The organism is Nonomuraea sp. NPDC049758, from assembly GCF_040674635.1.
Classification (GTDB): Bacteria; Actinomycetota; Actinomycetes; order Streptosporangiales; family Streptosporangiaceae; genus Nonomuraea.
The window spans coordinates 256,862-274,055 of sequence record NZ_JBFAMZ010000006.1 but is presented as its reverse complement, the minus strand read 5'-3'; the positions used below and the strand labels follow the sequence as shown (position 1 = coordinate 274,055).

General features: G+C 74.4%; 13 protein-coding genes and 1 pseudogene. 7 read left to right on the top strand and 7 right to left on the bottom strand.

The window, feature by feature from the left end:
- The first annotated feature begins 166 nt into the window (after positions 1-166).
- The 4 genes and pseudogenes from AB0J46_RS18150 to AB0J46_RS18135 all read left to right on the top strand — a co-directional run bounded on the left by AB0J46_RS18150 (position 167) and on the right by AB0J46_RS18135 (position 5,190).
- Entirely contained in the window at positions 167-634 is a 468-nt protein-coding gene (locus AB0J46_RS18150; protein WP_352318303.1) for an ATP-binding protein, read from the top strand.
- A gap of 133 nt (positions 635-767) precedes the next feature.
- A pseudogene (locus AB0J46_RS18145) lies at positions 768-1,077 on the top strand (thiamine pyrophosphate-dependent enzyme); the annotation flags it as partial.
- Between the two features lie 90 nt (positions 1,078-1,167).
- The gene (locus AB0J46_RS18140; RefSeq protein ID WP_364332819.1) at positions 1,168-3,954 is read left to right on the top strand and encodes a BTAD domain-containing putative transcriptional regulator; all 2,787 of its coding nucleotides are present in this window, start codon (positions 1,168-1,170) and stop codon (positions 3,952-3,954) included.
- A 45-nt stretch (positions 3,955-3,999) separates the two neighbouring features.
- Entirely contained in the window at positions 4,000-5,190 is a 1,191-nt protein-coding gene (locus AB0J46_RS18135) for a hypothetical protein (RefSeq protein ID WP_364332816.1), read from the top strand.
- A gap of 18 nt (positions 5,191-5,208) precedes the next feature.
- Here AB0J46_RS18135 and AB0J46_RS18130 read toward each other — a convergent pair whose 3' ends face one another.
- Positions 5,209-6,588: an MFS transporter gene (locus tag AB0J46_RS18130; RefSeq protein ID WP_364332813.1), complete on the bottom strand. Its 1,380-nt coding sequence runs from the start codon at positions 6,586-6,588 to the stop codon at positions 5,209-5,211.
- A gap of 85 nt (positions 6,589-6,673) precedes the next feature.
- On the opposite strand from AB0J46_RS18130, the gene AB0J46_RS18125 reads away from it, so the two are divergent.
- From AB0J46_RS18125 to AB0J46_RS18115, 3 genes are read left to right on the top strand one after another with little or no spacing between them, the layout of a single operon-like run.
- Entirely contained in the window at positions 6,674-7,654 is a 981-nt protein-coding gene (locus tag AB0J46_RS18125) for an AsnC family transcriptional regulator (protein ID WP_364332810.1), read from the top strand.
- A 60-nt stretch (positions 7,655-7,714) separates the two neighbouring features.
- A complete protein-coding gene (locus AB0J46_RS18120) occupies positions 7,715-8,689 on the top strand; it encodes a zinc-binding dehydrogenase (protein WP_364332808.1) in 975 nt (324 codons plus the stop codon).
- Between the two features lie 40 nt (positions 8,690-8,729).
- Positions 8,730-10,961: a polysaccharide lyase 8 family protein gene (locus AB0J46_RS18115; protein WP_364332805.1), complete on the top strand. Its 2,232-nt coding sequence runs from the start codon at positions 8,730-8,732 to the stop codon at positions 10,959-10,961.
- Positions 10,962-10,966: 5 nt separating this feature from the next.
- On the opposite strand, the gene AB0J46_RS18110 is transcribed toward AB0J46_RS18115, so the two are convergent.
- From AB0J46_RS18110 to AB0J46_RS18085, 6 genes are all read right to left on the bottom strand, one after another.
- Positions 10,967-13,105, bottom strand: a complete 2,139-nt coding sequence (locus AB0J46_RS18110; RefSeq protein ID WP_364332803.1) for a peptidase domain-containing ABC transporter — start codon at positions 13,103-13,105, stop codon at positions 10,967-10,969.
- Positions 13,105-13,347 carry a hypothetical protein gene (locus AB0J46_RS18105; RefSeq protein WP_364332801.1) on the bottom strand — a complete coding sequence of 81 codons (243 nt, stop codon included), beginning with the start codon at positions 13,345-13,347 and terminating at the stop codon, positions 13,105-13,107. Before AB0J46_RS18105 ends, AB0J46_RS18110 begins: the two co-directional genes overlap by 1 nt.
- A 155-nt stretch (positions 13,348-13,502) precedes the next feature.
- Positions 13,503-14,189, bottom strand: coding sequence for a hypothetical protein (locus tag AB0J46_RS18100; RefSeq protein ID WP_364332799.1), 687 nt, complete (start codon positions 14,187-14,189; stop codon positions 13,503-13,505).
- A gap of 152 nt (positions 14,190-14,341) precedes the next feature.
- Complete coding sequence (locus AB0J46_RS18095; protein ID WP_364332796.1) at positions 14,342-15,544, bottom strand: cytochrome P450; 1,203 nt, start codon at positions 15,542-15,544, stop codon at positions 14,342-14,344.
- 9 nt (positions 15,545-15,553) lie between these two features.
- Positions 15,554-16,213: a helix-turn-helix domain-containing protein gene (locus AB0J46_RS18090; protein ID WP_364332793.1), complete on the bottom strand. Its 660-nt coding sequence runs from the start codon at positions 16,211-16,213 to the stop codon at positions 15,554-15,556.
- Between the two features lie 79 nt (positions 16,214-16,292).
- Positions 16,293-17,171, bottom strand: coding sequence for an NAD(P)H-binding protein (locus tag AB0J46_RS18085; protein ID WP_364332790.1), 879 nt, complete (start codon positions 17,169-17,171; stop codon positions 16,293-16,295).
- Positions 17,172-17,194 lie beyond the last annotated feature (23 nt).

Here is a 17,194-nt window from a genome sequence, read left to right as displayed (position 1 = left end):
GACATGTCGAGCCGCGAAGAAAGTCAGGATTTCTCGGAAAACGTTCGACCCGAACGGCCCTTGCGTGCGTACAGGTTTGGACAGCCGCATGTCCGACAACTCGGAGGCAGGTCTCGTGTTGACTGAAACGAGCATTCGTCGCCGCCCTTCCCAGGATGGAGAGGCCATGTCCAGGCTGCGGTCGGCCCGGCGGAGCCGGATGCAGTACGTATGGCCGTTGCGCCCGGACGCCCGGACCGTCGGCCACGCCCGGTCGATCATCCGGGAGGAGCTGTCCGGGCTCGACCTGCACGACGACGTCGTGGACGACGCCGTCCTCATGGTGAGCGAGCTGGTCACCAACGCGTTCATGTACGGCGAGGGCCCCTACGAGCTGCTCCTGCACGTGGACGCCAAGGAGGTCATGTGCGTCGTCGTGGACGCCGGCCCGCCTCTGCCCGCCCCCTCGGTCCCCGACCCGTCCGCCGAGCACGGACGGGGGCTGCGCATCGTCGCCCGGCTCTCCGACGGCTTCTACGGCTGCCATCCCCAGCGTTACCTGACCCACCCCGACCTGGTCGGCAAGGCCACCTGGTTCGCGCTGCCCCGCCGCGGCGGGCCCGGCAACGTCGTGCCGATCAGGGCGGGCACGTAGAGGGTTCCAGTCTCCTGCAAGTCGGCCCGACCATACTGTGATCAATTAGGGCGAAGCCGATGAGTGGGACAACGTGGAATTCCGAGTTCTGGGGCCGCTGGAGGTCCGCGACGCCGACGGGGGCGCGGTCGGTACGGTGTGGGCGATCGACGGCGACGGCTGCTTCCAGATGACCGACCAGGAGCCGGCCGTGTGCGCGCTGGAGGGCGTGCCGATCAAGGTGGCCGTCATCAACAACGGCAGCCTCGGCATGGTCCGCCAGTGGCAGAGAGGACGTGGACGCGGTCGTCGAGCAGGCCATGGCGATCGACGACCGGCCGGTGGTGGTGGACTTCGTCGTGCACCGGGACGCGATGGTGTGGCCCATGGTGCCCGCCGGCACGAGCAACGACGACATCCGGATCGCCAGGAACCTGGCTCCGAACTGGGGAGATGACGAATGAGTCAAGTCATAACAAAGCAGCCAAAGGTGCCGAACCTCATTTAAGCTTCCTTGACCCGGGGCGGCCCGGGCCGCGGAACCGAGGTGGAAAGTGGCGCTGCGCGTCAAGGTGCTGGGACCCATCGTGGCCGAGATCGACGGGGTGGAGGTCGCGCTCGGCGGCCCGAGACAGCGCGCGGTGCTCGCCGTGCTGGTCGCGGCGCGCGGGCAGGTGGTCTCGGCCGAACGGGTGCTCGACGCCGCCTGGGACGAGGGCGAGCCCGCCTCGATGCCCACCCTGCACTCCTACATCACCAGGCTGCGCAAGGCACTCGAACCCGGCCGGACCAGCCGGTCGCCGCAGAGCGTGCTGGCCCGCGTCGGCAACGGCTACACGCTGCGCGTCGAGCCCGACGCCGTGGACGCCGAGCGGTTCGCCCGAAAGGTCGCCGAAGGGCAGCTCCTGCTGGAGTCGGGCGACCACGGCTCGGCGCTGGCCGTTCTGGGCGAGGCCGTGGAGCTGTGGGGCGGGCAGCCGTACGGGGAGTTCGCGGGCGCGGCCTTCGCCGTCCCGGAGATCGCGCGGCTCCAGGGGCTGTTCCTGTCGGCGCGGGAGAGCCTGTTCGCCGCGCAGCTCGCCCTCGGACGGCACGCGGCCGTGGTGCCGGAGCTGGAGAAGCTCACCGCCGAGCAGCCCATGAGCGAGCGCGGCTGGGAGCTGCTGGTGCTGGCCCTGTACCGGTCGGGCCGCCAGGGCGACGCGCTGGCCGCGCTGCGCTCCGCCCGCCGCGTGCTGGCCGAGGAGCTGGGCATCGATCCGGGGCCGGGGCTGCGCGAGCTGGAGGCGGCGGTGCTGGCCCAGGACGACGCGCTGCGTCCCGGCGGCGCCGCGCCGCTGCCGGAACGCGGCGGCAACCTGCCCTTCCCCGTGACCGCGCTGGTCGGCCGGGCGGCCGAGGTCGAGCAGGTGGCCGCGCTGCTCGCCGAGCACCGGCTGGTCACGCTCAGCGGGCCGGGCGGCATCGGCAAGACCCGGCTGGCGCTGGAGACCGCGCGGGCCAGGGACGACGCCGACGGGCCGTGGCTGGTCGAGCTGGCCGGGCTGGCCGACCCTTCGCTGGTGGCCGGGGCCATCGCCCAGGTGCTCGGGCTCACCGGGCCGGTCACCGGGCAACGCCTGGCCTACGCGCTGCGCGGCCGGAGCCCGCTGCTGGTGATCGACAACTGCGAGCACCTCGTGACGGCCGTCCGCGACACGGTGTCCGAGCTGCTGGCCGGGGCGGGCGGCGTACGCGTGCTGGCCACCAGCCGCGAGACGCTCGGCGTGCCGGGCGAGGCCCTGTACGACGTGCCGCCGCTGTCCACGGCGGACGCCCGCGACCTGTTCCTGAGCCGGGCCAGGGCCGCCGCGCCCGGCTGGGAGCCGACGCCCGCCGAGCTGGCCAACGCCGAACGCCTCTGCCTGGGGCTCGACGGGCTGCCCCTGGCGGTCGAGCTGGCCGCCGGGCAGTGCCGCATGTTGTCGGTCGAGCAGATCCTCACCTCGATGGACGACAGGTTCAGCGTGCTCACCGACGGCGCCGGGCCGCAGCGGCACCGCACGCTCGCCCGTACCGTGGAGTGGAGCTACGACCTGCTCGAACCCGCCGAGCGCGAGCTGTTCCACCGGCTCGGCGCGTTCGCCTCCGGCTTCGACCTGGACGCCGCGGCCGCGGTGTGCGGGCGGCCGGTCCTGGGCGGCCTGGGCGCGCTGGTGCGCAAGTCGCTGGTCGCGGTCGAGCCCGGCACCTCGCCGCGCCGCTACCGGCTGCTGGAGACGATCAAGGAGTTCGCCCGCGCCCGGCAGGACCCGGCCGAGCTGGCCGAGGCCCAGGCCGCGCATCGCGCCTGGGTGCTGACCCGCGCCGAGGCCGCCGACGCCAGGATCCGCGGCGAGGGGGCGACCGCCGCGATGGAGGTGCTCCTCGCCGACCAGGCCGAGCACCGGGCCGCGTTCACCTCGGCGATGCTGGCCGGCGACGGCGGGTACGCGCTGCGGCTCACCGGCCTGCTGTCGTGGTTCTGGTACCGCAGGGGCCACGTCGCCGAGGGGCTGGCCAGCCTGTCGGCGGCCATGGAGCTCTACCCCGACGCCGAGCCCGGCGTGCGCTCCCAGGCGCTGATCGGCATGGCCGGCCTGCACTACCTGGCCGGTGACTTCGTCGCCGCGAGCCGGCGGGCCAGGGAGGCGGCCGGGATGGCCCGCCTGGCCGACGACCTGGTCGCCGAGGGGCGCGCCCTGACCTACCGCGCGCTGTTCGGCGGCATGTGCGGGGCGCCGAACGCCCTGGCCGACGCCCGTGCCGCGCTCGACCTGGCCGAGGTGGCCGGCATGGCGTGGCTGCACGCCGAGGCGCTGATGGTGCTCGGCATGCTGCTGGTGTTCGCCCGGGAGACGGGCGAGGCGGCCGGCTGGCTGACCCGGTCGATCGAGGTGGCCACCAGGACGGGACACCGCTTCGTCACCGCCTCCTCGACCTGGCTGCTGATGAAGATCGACCTGCTGGGCGGCCGTACCGACCGGCCGCTGGCGTCCGGGCTGCCGATCCTGCGCATGCTCGACGAGGACAAGGACGTCACGTCCTGGCTGGTCATGGCGCACACGCTGGCCGGGGTGCTCACCGCGGGCGGGCTGCCGCGGGACGGCGCCCGCCTGCTCGGCGCGGTCGAGGCGGTCGGGGCCCGGGTCGGCTTCTCGCCGCCGGAGCTGGACCCGGCCGACGGCGCCGAGCGGGAGGAGCTGATCCGGCGCGCGCTGCCCGCCGCCGAGCTGGCCGAGTGCCTGCGCGAGGGCGCCGCCCTGTCACCCGCCCAGGTGCACGGCCTGCTCGACCGGCTGATCCGGAGCCGCGTCCACTGACCTGGGATTCTTGCGCCGGGCGGGCCGGCAGGCTTTGGTACAGGTATGCCCCCAGGTGATCGGCTCGCCGTGCAGACCATCGAGTTCCACGGTGACAAGGTCGCCTTCGGCGAGGCCGGCGTGACGGACGAGGAACGCGCCGCCGCCGGCCGCGAGACGCTCGCCCAGCGCAACCAGGCGCTGCTGCGGGGCAACCGCCGCCGGGCCAGGCGCCGCTACGCCCACGAGCTGCCCGACGGCGAGCACTTCGCGCGCGTGTGGCGGCGGCGCGCCCTGGCCGAGCTGCGGCCCCTGCTGAGCGGCGGGCCGCTGGCCGTCTGGGGCGAGGACGACGACGTGCTGCACGTGCTCTGGCAGGGGCCGAACGCCCAGCTCGTCGCCGGCGTGCGGTTCCCGATGTGGCCGGTAAAGGGGGCGGCCGACCTGTGGGAGCTGTCCCTGCGCGTACGGCACCTGGACCGGGCCGTGATCGGCGTCACCGCGGTGCCTCCCGGTGGCCGTCCGGTGGAGCGGATCTGGCACGGCTCCCGCGCCGCCCCCGCCCCCGCGACGGCCGCCCGGCTCGCCGGCACGCTGGTCACCCGCGAGATCAGCAGCGTCCACCTGGGCGAGCGCCGCGCGATCACCGTCTACCGGCCGCCCGGCCCGATCCGGCCGATGCCCCTGTGCCTGCTGGCCGACGGGCAGGCCGCCGAGTCGCACGCCCGGGTGCTGGAGCCGGCGATCCTGGCCGGCGCGCTGCCGCCGCTGATCCTGGCCGGTCCGCACGCCGCCGGCGCGCCGGGGCCGTACCCGGACGGGCGGGCCAGGGAGTACCTGCCCTACGCCGACCCGCGGCGCTTCGCGGCGCACCTGGCGTTCGTCGTCGGCGAGGTCCTGCCCGGCTTCCCCGAGGCGCGCCACGTGATCAGCGCGGGCTTCTCCGAGGGCGCCGCGTTCGCGCTGACCGCCGCCGACCGGTGCCCCGGCCGGATCGCCGCGGCCGTCGCCCTCAGCCCCGACCTGCTGCCGCAGCTCCTCGACACCTCCGTACGGGTGCCCCGCTACCTCGCCGCGGGCACGCTCGAACCGGCCTCGCTCGACTGCGCGCGCTCGCTGGCCGCGCGCCTGGCCGGGGCGGGCGTGGCCCACCGGTGCGCGGCGTGGATCGGCGGCCACGACGGCTACTGGTGGCGGGTGCACCTGCTGGCCGCCCTCACCTGGCTGGCCCGCCAGCCGCTGCCCCGCTCACGCTGACCGCGCCGACTGCCCCGCTCACGCCGACCGCGCCGGCCGGACGGCGGCCAGCACCAGCAGCCCGGCGAACAGCCCGGTGACCGCGGCGGCCAGGTAGACGGCGTTCAGCGCCGAGGGGAACGAACCCGGCCCGGTCATGCCGTCCTGGAACAGGATGCCGAAGGCGGCGACGCCGAGGGCGTACCCGAGCTGCCTGACGGTGTTGACCGCGCCCGCCGCCATCCCGGCCCGGTGCGGCGGGACGTGCGCCATGGCGGCCGAGCTGAGGGCCGGGACGGCCAGGCCGACGCCGATCCCGGTCACCACCAGGCCCGGCGCGAGCGCCGTCCACGTGGAGTGCTCGTCGAGCATGCCCTGCAGCAGCGCGCCCGCGGCGATCAGCAGCAGCCCGCCGCCGACCGCGGCGCGCGCCGTCAGCCGGGGGAGCAGGCGGGCGGCGGCGACCGAGACGACCAGCGAGGTGCCGGCCATCGGCGTCAGCGCCAGCCCCGCCTGGACCGGCCCGAGCCCCAGCCCGCCGGCCTGCTGCAACCACAACGAGGTGAAGGCCAGGCAGGCGAACGCGGCCGGCATGAGCAGCCCGGCCCCCGCCATGATCCCGCTGAACGCCTTGTTCGCGAACAGCCGCAGGTCCACCATGGGATGCGCGCCGCGCGACTCCACCAGCACGAACGCGGCGAACGCGAGCACCGCCACGGCGAGCGGCGCCAGCGTGCGCGGCGACGTCCAGCCGTTCGGCCCGGCCTCGATCAGCCCGTACGTGAGCGCGCCCGCCGCCAGGGTGAACGTGCCCATCCCGGCCAGGTCCAGCCGGCCCCCGCCCGGCAGGCGGGACTCGCCGACCGTGCGCCAGGTCATCCAGGCGGCGGCCAGGCTGATGGGCAGGTTCACCAGGAAGACGGCCCGCCAGTGCAGGTGCTCGGTGAGCAGCCCGCCGAGCACGGGGGCGAGCGCCGCGGCGGCCCCGTTCACGCCGCCCCACACGCCGAACGCGATGCCGCGCTCCCGGCCGTGGTAGGTGGCGCTGATCAGGGCCAGCGTCGTGGCCATCATGGCGGCGCCGCCCGCCCCCTGCAGCACGCGGGCCGCCAGCAGCAGGCCCCCGGTGGGCGCGAGGCCGCAGGCCAGGGAGGCGAGCGCGAACACGCCGAGGGCGATCAGGTACACCTTGCGCCGCCCGGCGTGGTCGGCGACCGAGCCGGCCGCCAGCAGCAGCGCGGCCAGGGCCAGGGCGTAGCCGTCCAGGAGCCACTGGGCGTCGGTGAAGGACATCTTCAGGTCGGCGGTGATGCCGGGCAGGGCCACCATGACGATGGTCACGTCCACCAGGAGCATGAAGGCGCCCAGGCAGGCGGCGGCCAGCGGCCACCAGCTCGTACGGGTCAGTGTCGTGTTCATGGCGGCAAGGGTCCGGCCCGGACGGGGGATAACCCTAGCCGTCGAGGCGCTTCTGCCGGTTTTCTGCGCTCTGTAGCCTCATCTGGTGGAAAACGTCACGCTCGACGAGGTCGACCGCGGGCTGCTGCACGCGTTGCAGGTGGACGGGCGGGCTTCGTTCAGTCGGATCGCCGAGGTGCTGGGGGTGTCCGACCAGCGGGTGGCCCGCCGCTACCGGCGGCTGCGGTCCGGCGGCGGGATCCGGGTCGTCGGCGTGGTGGACCGGCAGCGGCTCGGCCACCAGTCGTGGGCCATCCGGTTGCGCTGCACGCCCGACGCCGGCGCCTCGATCGCCGAGGCACTCGGACGGCGGCCCGACACGTTCTGGGTGCACCTGCTGTCCGGCGGCACCGAGATCTCCTGCGGCGCCATCCAGCGCCTCGACCGGGAACGCGAGCCGCTGCTGCTGACCAAGCTGGCCAGGACCAACCGGGTGCTCGCGGTGTCGGCGCACCGGACCCTGCACATGTTCGTCGGCGGCCGCATCGGCTGGGCCGGGCTCGCCGCGCTCTCCGCCGACCAGGTCGCCCACCTGCGGGCCGGCCGCGTATACGCCCCCCGCGACGCCGGCGAGGACGTGACGCTCGGCCCCGGCGACGACGCGCTGCTGGCCGAGCTGTCCCGCGACGGCCGCACCGGCCACGCCGACCTGGCGGCGGCGACCGGCTGGTCGGAGTCCACGGTCCGGCGGCGGATGGAACAGCTCTGCGCGGCCGGCGCCCTGTTCTTCGACATGGACGTGCTGCCCCAGCTCCTGGACTACCGGGTCGAGGCCCAGCTGTGGATGTCGGTGCCGCCCGCCGACCTCGACGCCACCGGCCGAGCGCTGGCCGAGCACCCGGAGGTCGCCTTCGCCGGGGCGACCACGGGCCCGACCAACCTCGCGGCCAGCGTGGTGTGCCGCGACGACACCGCCTTCTACCGCTACCTCACCGACAGCCTGGGCGCGCTGCCCGCCATCCGGCACATCGAGACCGCGCCGATCATCAGGACCATCAAGCGGGCGGGCGCCGGGCTGACGAGTTGACCTCAAGTCGTCTTGAGGTTGCACGCTGGCCGTGGACGTTTTCCGGGATGAGGAGTGGTCATGAGAGTGGTGCAGGTGACGCGGTTCGGCGGGCCCGAGGTGCTGGAGACGCGGACCGTCCCGGATCCGGTGGCCGGGCCGGGCGAGGTCGTGGTGAAGGTCGGCTTCGCCGAGATCAATTTCATCGAGACGCAGCTCAGGCGGGGGTTCACGCCGGGGCCGCCGCTGCCGGAGCCGCCGTACGTGCCGGGTGCGGGCGTCGGCGGGCTGGTGTTGTCCGTGGGCGATGACGTCGATGCCGGGCTGGTGGGGCGGCGGGTGGTGACCCGTACGCCGGGCTTCGGCGGCGGGAACGCCGAACTGGTCGTGGCCAGGGCCGCGGATCTGATCGAGGTGCCGGACGGGCTCGCGCTGGCCGACGCCACGGCGCTGCTCATCGACGGCAACACGGCCGTGGGCCTGTTCGCGAACGTCGCGATCCGGCCCGGCGAACGGGTGCTCGTCCAGGCCGCCGCCGGCGGGCTCGGCAGCCTGCTCGTGCAGCTCGCGCGCGCGGCCGGCGCCCGGGTGGTCGGGGCGGCGGGCGGCGCGGCCAAGCTGGCGGTGGTCGCCGGGCTCGGCGCCGAGGCGACCGTCGACTACTCGCGTCCCGGCTGGACCCAGGAGGTCCTCGACGCGACCGGCGGGCGCGGCCCCGACGTGGTCTTCGACGGCGTGGGCGGCGAACTCGGCCGCCAGGCGTTCGAGGTGACCGCGCGCGGCGGGCGGTTCTCCGTGCACGGCGCGTCCAGCGGCAGCGTCACGACCGTCGATCCGGCGGAGGCCGACCGCAGGGGCGTCACGGTGATCGGCCTGGAGCAGCTGGCCGCCCTGGGCCAGGACGGGAACGAGCGGGCCGTGCGCGCGCTCGCCGAGGCGGCGGCCGGGCGGCTCAAGGCGGTCGTCGGGCGCACGTTCCCGCTGGAGCGGGCGGCCGAGGCGCACGCGGCGATCGAGGCCCGCGCGGTGAACGGCAAGACCCTGCTGGAGGTCTGACCGCCCGCGGGCCCGCGGGCGCCGGGGTCATAATCGAGGCGTGCACCGGCCGTCCAGGCGACTCCTCCTCCAGGCGGGCGCGGTCGCCGTGGCCGCCGCGGCGGGCGCGCTCGCCCGGGCCGAGCCCGCCCACACGCCGGACGACTCCTTCGTCAGGCTGCGCCGCCAGTGGCGCGAGGTGACGCTTGGGGCGGGGTTCGACGCGGGCGCGGAGCCGTACCGGACGCGGCTGGCCGAGACGGGGCGGCGGGCGGCCCGGTACCGCGCGGCCATGGCGTACACGGGCACGTCGCTCTGGGCGGACCAGCCGTTCCCGTCGTTCGCCGCGACGCCGGGACGGCTGCTGGCCATGGCCCGCGCGTACGCGCTGCCGGGGACGGGGCTGACCGGCGACGCCACCCTGGCCGCCGCCGTCGCCGCCGGGATCGACCACTACCGCCGCCACGTGTACGCCGCCGGCGCCGACCCGGCGGGCAACTGGTGGCACTGGGAGATCGGCGTGCCGAGGGCGCTGCTCGACGCGGCCGTGCTGGTCGGGCCGCACCTGGGCGAGCGGCGCAGCGCCGCGCTGCGGGACGCGGTCGACCACTTCGTGCCCGAGAGCCGTCTCGGCGACTACAGCGGCACCAGCACCGCCGCCAACCGGGTGGACCTGTGCGTGGTGATGGTGCTGCGCGCCATGCTCAGGGCCGACCCCGGCAAGGCGGCGCTGGCGGTCTCGGCGCTCGCCCCGGTGTTCCGCGTGGTCTCCGAGGGCGATGGTTTCTACCGGGACGGGTCGTTCGTCCAGCATTCGACCGTGCCCTACCAGGGCGGCTACGGGGTGACGCTGCTCACCGGGCTGGCGACGTTGTTCGCGGTGCTGCGCGGCACGCCGTGGGAGGTCGTGGACCCGACCGTGTTCGCCATGGTGGAGCGGTCGTTCACGCCGTTCGTGCACGACGGGTTCTGCATGGACCTGGTGCGCGGCAGGGGGATCGGCAGGAAGCCGTTCGGCGACCACGACAGGGGCCGCGAGCTGGCCGCCGCGATCCTGCTGCTCGGCGAGGTGGCCCCGGCCGCCGACCGGGCCCGCTGGCAGGCGATGGTCAAGGGCTGGGCGGTACGCCGGACGTGCCGTCCCATGCCGGACGAGGCCGGCCCGGCCTTCCACGCCCGCCTGACCGCCGTCCTGGCCGACGACGCCGTGCCCGCCGCGCCGGAGCCCGTCGGCCACCGGCTGTTCCCGATGAGCGCGCGGGCCGTGCACCGCAGGCCGGGCTGGTGCGCCGCGCTCAGCATGGCCTCCGCCACGATCGGCCACTACGAGCACGGCAACGGCGAGAACCTGCGCGGCTGGCACACCGGCTCCGGCATGCTCTACTGGTGGGCCGACGGCCACGCCGACCAGTACTCCGACTCGTTCTGGACGACCGTAGACCCCTACCGGCTGCCCGGCACGACCGTCTCCACCCGGCGGCTGCCCGACGGCGCGGGCCCGGCCTGGGGCGACACCTGCCCGCCCGGCCGCTGGGTCGGCGGCGCCACGGACGGCACGCACGCCGTCGTCGGCCAGCACCTGAACGGCCTCGACAGCACGATGGAGGCGTTCAAGTCGTGGTTCTTCCTCGACGACGCCGTGGTCTGCCTCGGCGCGGGGATCAGCGGCGCGGACGGCGTGCCGGTCGAGACGATCGTGGACAACCGCAGGACCGCCGCCCCCCTGACCGCGGATCTCCGGGCGGGGTGGGCGCACCTCGACGGCCACGGCGGCTACGTGGTGCCGGACGGCCTGCGCACCCTGCGCGAACGGCGCGGCGACCGCGACTACGTCACGCTCTGGCTCGACCACGGCGTCGATCCGGACCAGGCGGACTACGTCTACCTGCTGCTGCCGGGCGCGAGCCGCGCGCGCACGGTCGCCAGGGCCGCCGATCCCGGGTGGGCCCGCGTGCTCGCCAACACCGCGCGGCGGCAGGCCGTCCGGGTGGACGCGCTGGGCGTCACCGCGGCCGCCTTCTGGAACGAGGGCGCCGCCGGCCCGCTCGCCGCCTCCGGGCCCTGCGCCGTGCTGGTCAGGGAGGACGCCGCGGGCACGGCCACCGTGACCGTGGCCGACCCCCGGCGCGACCTGGACGGCCTGACCGTGACCTGGGACCGGCCGGTCGCCGGCGTGCTGCGCGGCCACCCGCTGCTCACGGGGGCGGCGACGGGCGACCGGCTGAGGCTCGCCTTCGGGCCGACGGCCGACCTGGAGGGCGCTTCGGTGACGGTGACCGTCCGGCTGTCGTGACGGGGTCAGGAGAGCACGGCCTGGGCCGCGACCAGCTCGGCGTACTTGCCGCCGATGGCCGTCAGCTCGTCGTGGGTGCCGCGTTGCACCACCCGGCCCGCGTCGATCACGAGGATCAGGTCGGCGTCCCTGACCGTGCTGAGCCGGTGGGCGATCACGATCCTGGTCTGGACGAGCCGGCTCAGGTTCGCCTCGATGGCCGCCTCCGTGGCGCTGTCGAGGTTGCTGGTGGCCTCGTCGAGCAGCAGCACCTTTGGGCGCGACAGGACGGCGCGGGCCAGGGCGAGCCGCTGCCGCTGCCCGCCCGACAGGCCGCCGCCGTCGGTGAGCATCGTCTCGTACCCCATGGGCATGTCCATGATCTCGTCGTGCAGCGCCGCCAGGCGGGCCGCGGCGACCACCCGCTCCAGGGACGCGCCCGGCTCGTTCAGCGCGATGTTCTCCCTGATCGAGCCGCTGAACAGGGACGGATCCTGGGTGACCACGCCGAACTGGCGGCGCAGCGTGCGCAGGTTCAGCTCGGCGGCCGGGACGCCGTCGTAACGGATCTCGCCGAGCACGGGCGTGTGCAGCGCGAGCAGCAGCCGGGCCAGCGTGCTCTTGCCCGAGCCGGACGCGCCCACCAGGGCGACCTTCTGACCAGGGCGGATGGAGACCGAGACGTCGCGCACGGTCCAGGGGGCGCGCGGGTCGTGGCGGAAGCTCACCCCGCTCAGCTCGACCGCGCCCCGCAGCCGCAGCACCTCGATGCCGTTGCTCGGCTCCGGCTCCGAGGCCAGGATGTCGGACAGCCGGTCGAAGTGCGCGCCCGCCTGCTGGAGGCTCTGCAGCCCGGTCATCAGCGAGCCGAGCGGGGTCAGCGCGCCGAGCGCGATGGCGTTCAGCGCCACCAGCGCGCCCACCGTGAGCTGCCCGTCGAGCACCCGCCAGGCGCCCAGCCACAGCAGCCCGAGCGGCGCCGTCACCCGGATCGCGGCCAGCGCCGACTCCAGCAGCCCCCTGGTCAGCCCGGCCCGCACGTCCGCGTTGAGCTGCCTGGCGAAGTGCGACGACCACTGGTCCACGGCCCGCTTCTCGGCGCCCGACGCCTTCAGCGTCTCGATGCCGGTGATCGTCTGGATCAGGCTGGTCTGGGACGCCGACAACGCCGTCAGCTCCTGCCGGGTGAGCGTGGCGATCCGGCTGGTCGTGGCCAGCAGCAGGACCGTCTGCAGCACGGCCAGCCCGGTCAGCGCCAGCCCGAACACCGGGTCCCAGAGGTAGACCAGCACCAGGTAACCCACGGCCAGCGGGCCGTCCAGCAGCGCCGCCACGACCTGCCCGGTGAGGATGTCGCCGAGCGTCGAGACGCTGCCCGCCCTGGTCACCAGATCGCCCTTGCCGCGCTGCTGGAAGTACCGGTACGGCAGCGTCACCAGATGGCTGACCAGGCTCTCGGTGAGCTCCTGGTCGGCCCGGGCCCGTACGGCGACCAGCAGGGCCGCCCGCAGGTACCCGATCACCAGCTGGGCCGCCCCCGCGAGCAGCACGGAGACGCCCAGCAGGGACAGCACGTCCACCGCCCGCCTGGGCACGATGGAGTCCAGGAGGAGCTGCGAGAACATCGGCAGCGCCAGCCCGAGCACCTGCAGCAGCAACGAGGCGGCGATGAGCTGCGCGAGCAGCCCCCTGCGCCGCCGGAACAGCGTCCGGACGAACTCCCTGCGCCAGGCGCTCGCCGCCGACGTCGTGCCGCGCCGGAAGCCCTCGCCCGGCTCGAACACCAGCAGCACGCCGGTGAACCCGGCCCCGAACTCCTCCGGCGTCAGCCTGCGGCGGCCGTGCCCGGGGTCGACGACGTCCACGCGGTCGGGGGACCAGCGTTCGACCACGATGAAGTGGTTGAACTCCCAGTGCGCGACGGCGGGGAGCGGCACGCGGGCCAGGTCCTCGGGGGCCAGGGAGAAGGCGCGGGCCTTGAGGCCGTGGTCGCGGGCGCCGTCCACGACGGCCTTGGCGCTCAGGCCGTCCCTGCCGACCTGGAGGCGCTCGGCGACCTGGTGGAGCGTGGTGCGGTGCCCGTGGTGGCACAGCACCATGGCCAGGCAGGCCGCGCCGCACTCGGTGTCGGTGTTCTGGAGCAGCACGGGCAGGCGGCGCAACATCAGGCGACCGCCTCCACCGCGGCCATGGTCAGCAGGAGGCCGGTGGCCAGGAGCGCGGCCACCAGCAGCCACAGCGCGAGGAACGACGGGGTGCTGATCACCGGCGGCATCCGGGTGACCCGCGACATCGCCCGGTGCCGCAACGCCTCCTCCCGGTAGATGCCCTGCCCTTCCCGCGGGTCCCGCGCGGGGGGTGCCGCGTGGCGCGGGGCCGGGCGCGTCGTGCCGTACGGACCGTTCACGGCCGGCGCCCCCCGCCTGGAACCGTCACCCGCCACCCCCATGGCTCACCCGCCTCTCCACTCGACTCCCGGCAAGCCTAGGAACGCCTACTTGGAAGCCACTTGGGATCCACTGCTCGGCGCACCGCCCGCCGGACGTGCGCCTGACACCCGGGTCAGCGGAAGAGGAGGTCGCCGAAGTTCGGGTCGGCCGGCTCGCCCGGGTCCCGGTCGGTCGGCGAGGGCAGGGCGGTGGGGACGGGGTCCGAGGGGGTGGCGTCCGGCGTGGCCGTGGGGGACGGGCCGGCCGAACCCGTCCCGCCCGGCGTGGGCGTCGGCGTGACCGTGACCGGCACGGACGGCGTGGGCGTCGCGGACGGGCCGGTGGACGGCACGGATGACGGCGTCGGGCTCGGCGGCCGGGTCGCGGGACGTTCGTGCCGCGGCTCCCCGGCCGCCCGCCCGTCCCGGCGGTCCTTGCGGCCGGGGGCCTTGCCGGCCTCGCCCGGGGCCCGTCCGGCGACCTGGTCGGCCACCGTGCGGTCCGCGATGACCTCGTAGATCACGATGCTGCCCATGCTGACGGTGAACACCAGGGCCGCGGCGCCGCCCACCCTGGCCCACCGCGGCCTCCTCCTGCACAGGGCGACCGCCGTGCGCTGCTTCACCCTGTCGCCCGTGCGTTTGAGGTAATGCGTGTAGACGTCGGCGATGACGGTGCTGGCCACGCTCATCATCGCGGCGCCGATCACCGTCCCCGCCGTCCCGAGGTAGGAGGCCGCGACGGCGGCGGTGACCGCGGCCAGGGCGCTTCCCACGATCTGCGGCACGCTCAGCTCCAGCTTCCGCTGCTTGCCGCTCATAGCCAGGATCGTCCCCTCTTGTGGTGCGACGAAGGTGAACAAGCCACCTTGCCCCCCACAGGACGGGACGCCCACGGCGACGCGCGGCACTTTGCCGCGTCCTGGACCCGCGCTTGACGAGGGCGGGAACCGGCCCCTCGCGCAGCGGCGGGTCACCGCACGAGCGGAAGCCGGTTCACCCCCGTCATGGTCGGCGTGGGCATGAAGACCACCGGGTCGCCGGGATCGGTGCGCAGGACGCCGACCCGGTCGAGCAGGATGTTCAGCGCCACCCGCCCTTCCAGCCGGGCCAGGGGGGCGCCCAGGCAGAAGTGGATGCCGCGGCCGAAGGCGAGATGCGGGTTGGGATCGCGGCCGGCGTCGAAGACGTCGGGGTCGGGGAACTGCCTGGGGTCCCGGTTGGCCGAGCCGAGCCAGAGCATGACGATCTTGTCGGCCGGGATCGTCACCCCGCCCAGCTCGACCTCGCGGGTGGTCGACCGGGCCAGCCCGGCGAACGGGGTGAACAGCCGCAACGACTCCTCGATCACGGCCGGCACGGTGGAGCGGTCGGCCCGTACCTTGTCCTGCTGGCCGGGGAAGGCGTCCAGGCACACGACCGTGTTGCCGAGCAGCATCGTCGTGGTGATGTGCCCGGCGAGCAGCAGCAGTATCGCGAAGTTGACGACCTGGTCGTCGGGCAGGCGCTCGCCGTCCACCTCGGCCTCGACCAGCTTGGTGAGCAGGTCGGCGCGGGGCCGCGCGCGGCGCTCCGCGGCGTGCCCGGCGAGGTACTGCGTCATCTCCCGCCATGGTTTGAGGGTGTTCGCCACGTTCGCGCTCTGGCTCTCCACCGGCTCGGCGAGCGAGACCTTGGCGTCGCGCTGGAACAGCCCGTCGGCCCACTGCCTGAACAGGGCGCGGTCGCTGCTCGGCACCCCCAGCAGCTCGGCGATGACGATGACGGGGAGCGGATAGGCCAGGTCGGCCACCAGCTCCAGGCGGTCGCGGCCGTCGGCCGCGTCGAGCAGCTCGTGGGTGAGCTGGGCGATCCGCGGTTCGAGGTCCGCGACGACCTTGCGGGTGAACGCGCTGCTGACCAGCTTGCGCAGCTTGCCGTGCTCCGGCGGGTCGATCTGGGTGATGAACCCCTTCATCGAGAAGTCCTCGCCCTCCGGCAGCAGCCCCTTGGGGATCAGCCGCATGGTGTCGGAGGAGAACGTGACGGGGTCGGCGAGCACGTCGTGCACTTCCTGGTAGCCGTGGACGTTGTACATCCCGGCGGCGGCGTCGTACTCGACGGACGGGCCCGATCGCGGCCCGTGCAGCCAGAAGTGCTGCTTGGAGATGTTGTACCGTTCGACGATGTCGGACATCGCCTCTCCTTAGTCGTAGATCCACTTTCGGTAGGGCGGGATCAGTTCCTCGAGAATTGCGACGTACTCCGCCGCCGCCGCCTCCAGAACCTCGGCGGACGGCTGCACGGCGGGCTCGAAGGCATGGAGCACGGTGAAGGCGAGCGCGTCCGCCTGCTCCTCGACGCTCAGCTCCGTCCCGACGGTGTCGATGCCGCCGAGCAGGTAGAAACCCGTGGACGCGGCGCTCAGCGTGTACCGGGGGTGCGGCATGTCGGGCCTGAGCAGGCCGTACCGGTCGGCCACCCGCTGGAACCGCTCGGCCGCGAGGACGTCGTGGCTGCGCAGCGGGTGCTTGGCCAGCTTGCCCAGCAGCTCGATGTCGGTGGTGAACAGCGCCCGCAGCAGCGGCCTGCGGCTCATGGAGACGAAGGCCGCCCGTGAGAAACGATGCGGCAGCACCTGGGCGGGGTCGTGCCGCAGCAGCGCCGCGAACTCCTCCACGACCTCGATGGACTCCCGCAGCAGCAGCGCCTCGAACAGCTCGTTCTTGGTCCGCCAGTGCAGGTAGATGGTGCCCTTGCCGACCCCGGCGCGGCCGGCGATGTCGTCGACGGTGACCCTGCGGTAGCCGTGACGCAGGAGCAGCTCGCCCGCGGCGTCGAGGATCCGGTCCGCCCTTTCCGCCATGCGCCACACCTCATGACTAGATATGAAATCTGGTCATCAGTCACGCTACGCCGCACCGGAGCCCCGCACAAGGGACCGCTCACCCCAGGACGGCCGGCCGCAGCTCGTCCTCGCACCACTGGCGGAAACCGGTGGGCGTGCCGGCCTGCGGGGTACGCGGCTCGGCGTTGTCCAGCCCCTGGTTCTTGGCCTCCATCATGTCGGCCATCCCCTGGGCCATCGCCTCCGACCAGCCCTGTTCGGCCAGCATGGCCGTGAACGCCGCCATCGGCACGTGCCGCAGGCCGACCGGCCGTCCCAGCACCTCGGACATGATCCGCGCCATGTCCTCGCCCGACAGGTCCTCCGGACCGAGCACCGGGACGTCGGCCCGCCCGCTCCAGCCGCGGTCGAGCAGCAGCCCGGCGGCCACCGCCGCGATGTCGCGGGTGGCGCAGACGGGGGCCTTCAGGTCACCGTGGACCGGCGAGAAGAACACGCCCTGGTCCCTGATCACCGCCGCCTGGTCGAGCAGGTTGTCCATGAACGAGGGCATTGTCAGGGCCCGGTAGGGCACGCCCGTGGCGGCGATCAGGTCGTCCATGGCCAGCGAGGCCGTCACGAGACCGGCGTTCAGCGGCAGGCCGCGGCCCAGGGCCGAGACCCCGACCACCCGGCCCACCCCGCGGCGCACGAACGCCTCGCAGGCCGGACGGCTGAAGTCCAGGTAGGCGGCGTCGAGGCCGGCGGCCCGCGGATTCGGCGGAACGACCCAGAACACGGCGTCGGCGCCGGCGAACGCCTCCTCGACGACGCGGGCGTCGCCGTGCGAACCCGGCACGACCTCCACCCGCTCCCGCACGGCCGCCGGCAGCCGGGCCGGCTCCCGTACGACGACGCGGACCGGCTCGTCCGCGGCCAGGACGAGGTCGAGAACCTGCCGGCCGATCCGGCCGCTGGGCGTGGTGATGACGATCAAGGAGAACTCCAAGGGGAATCGGG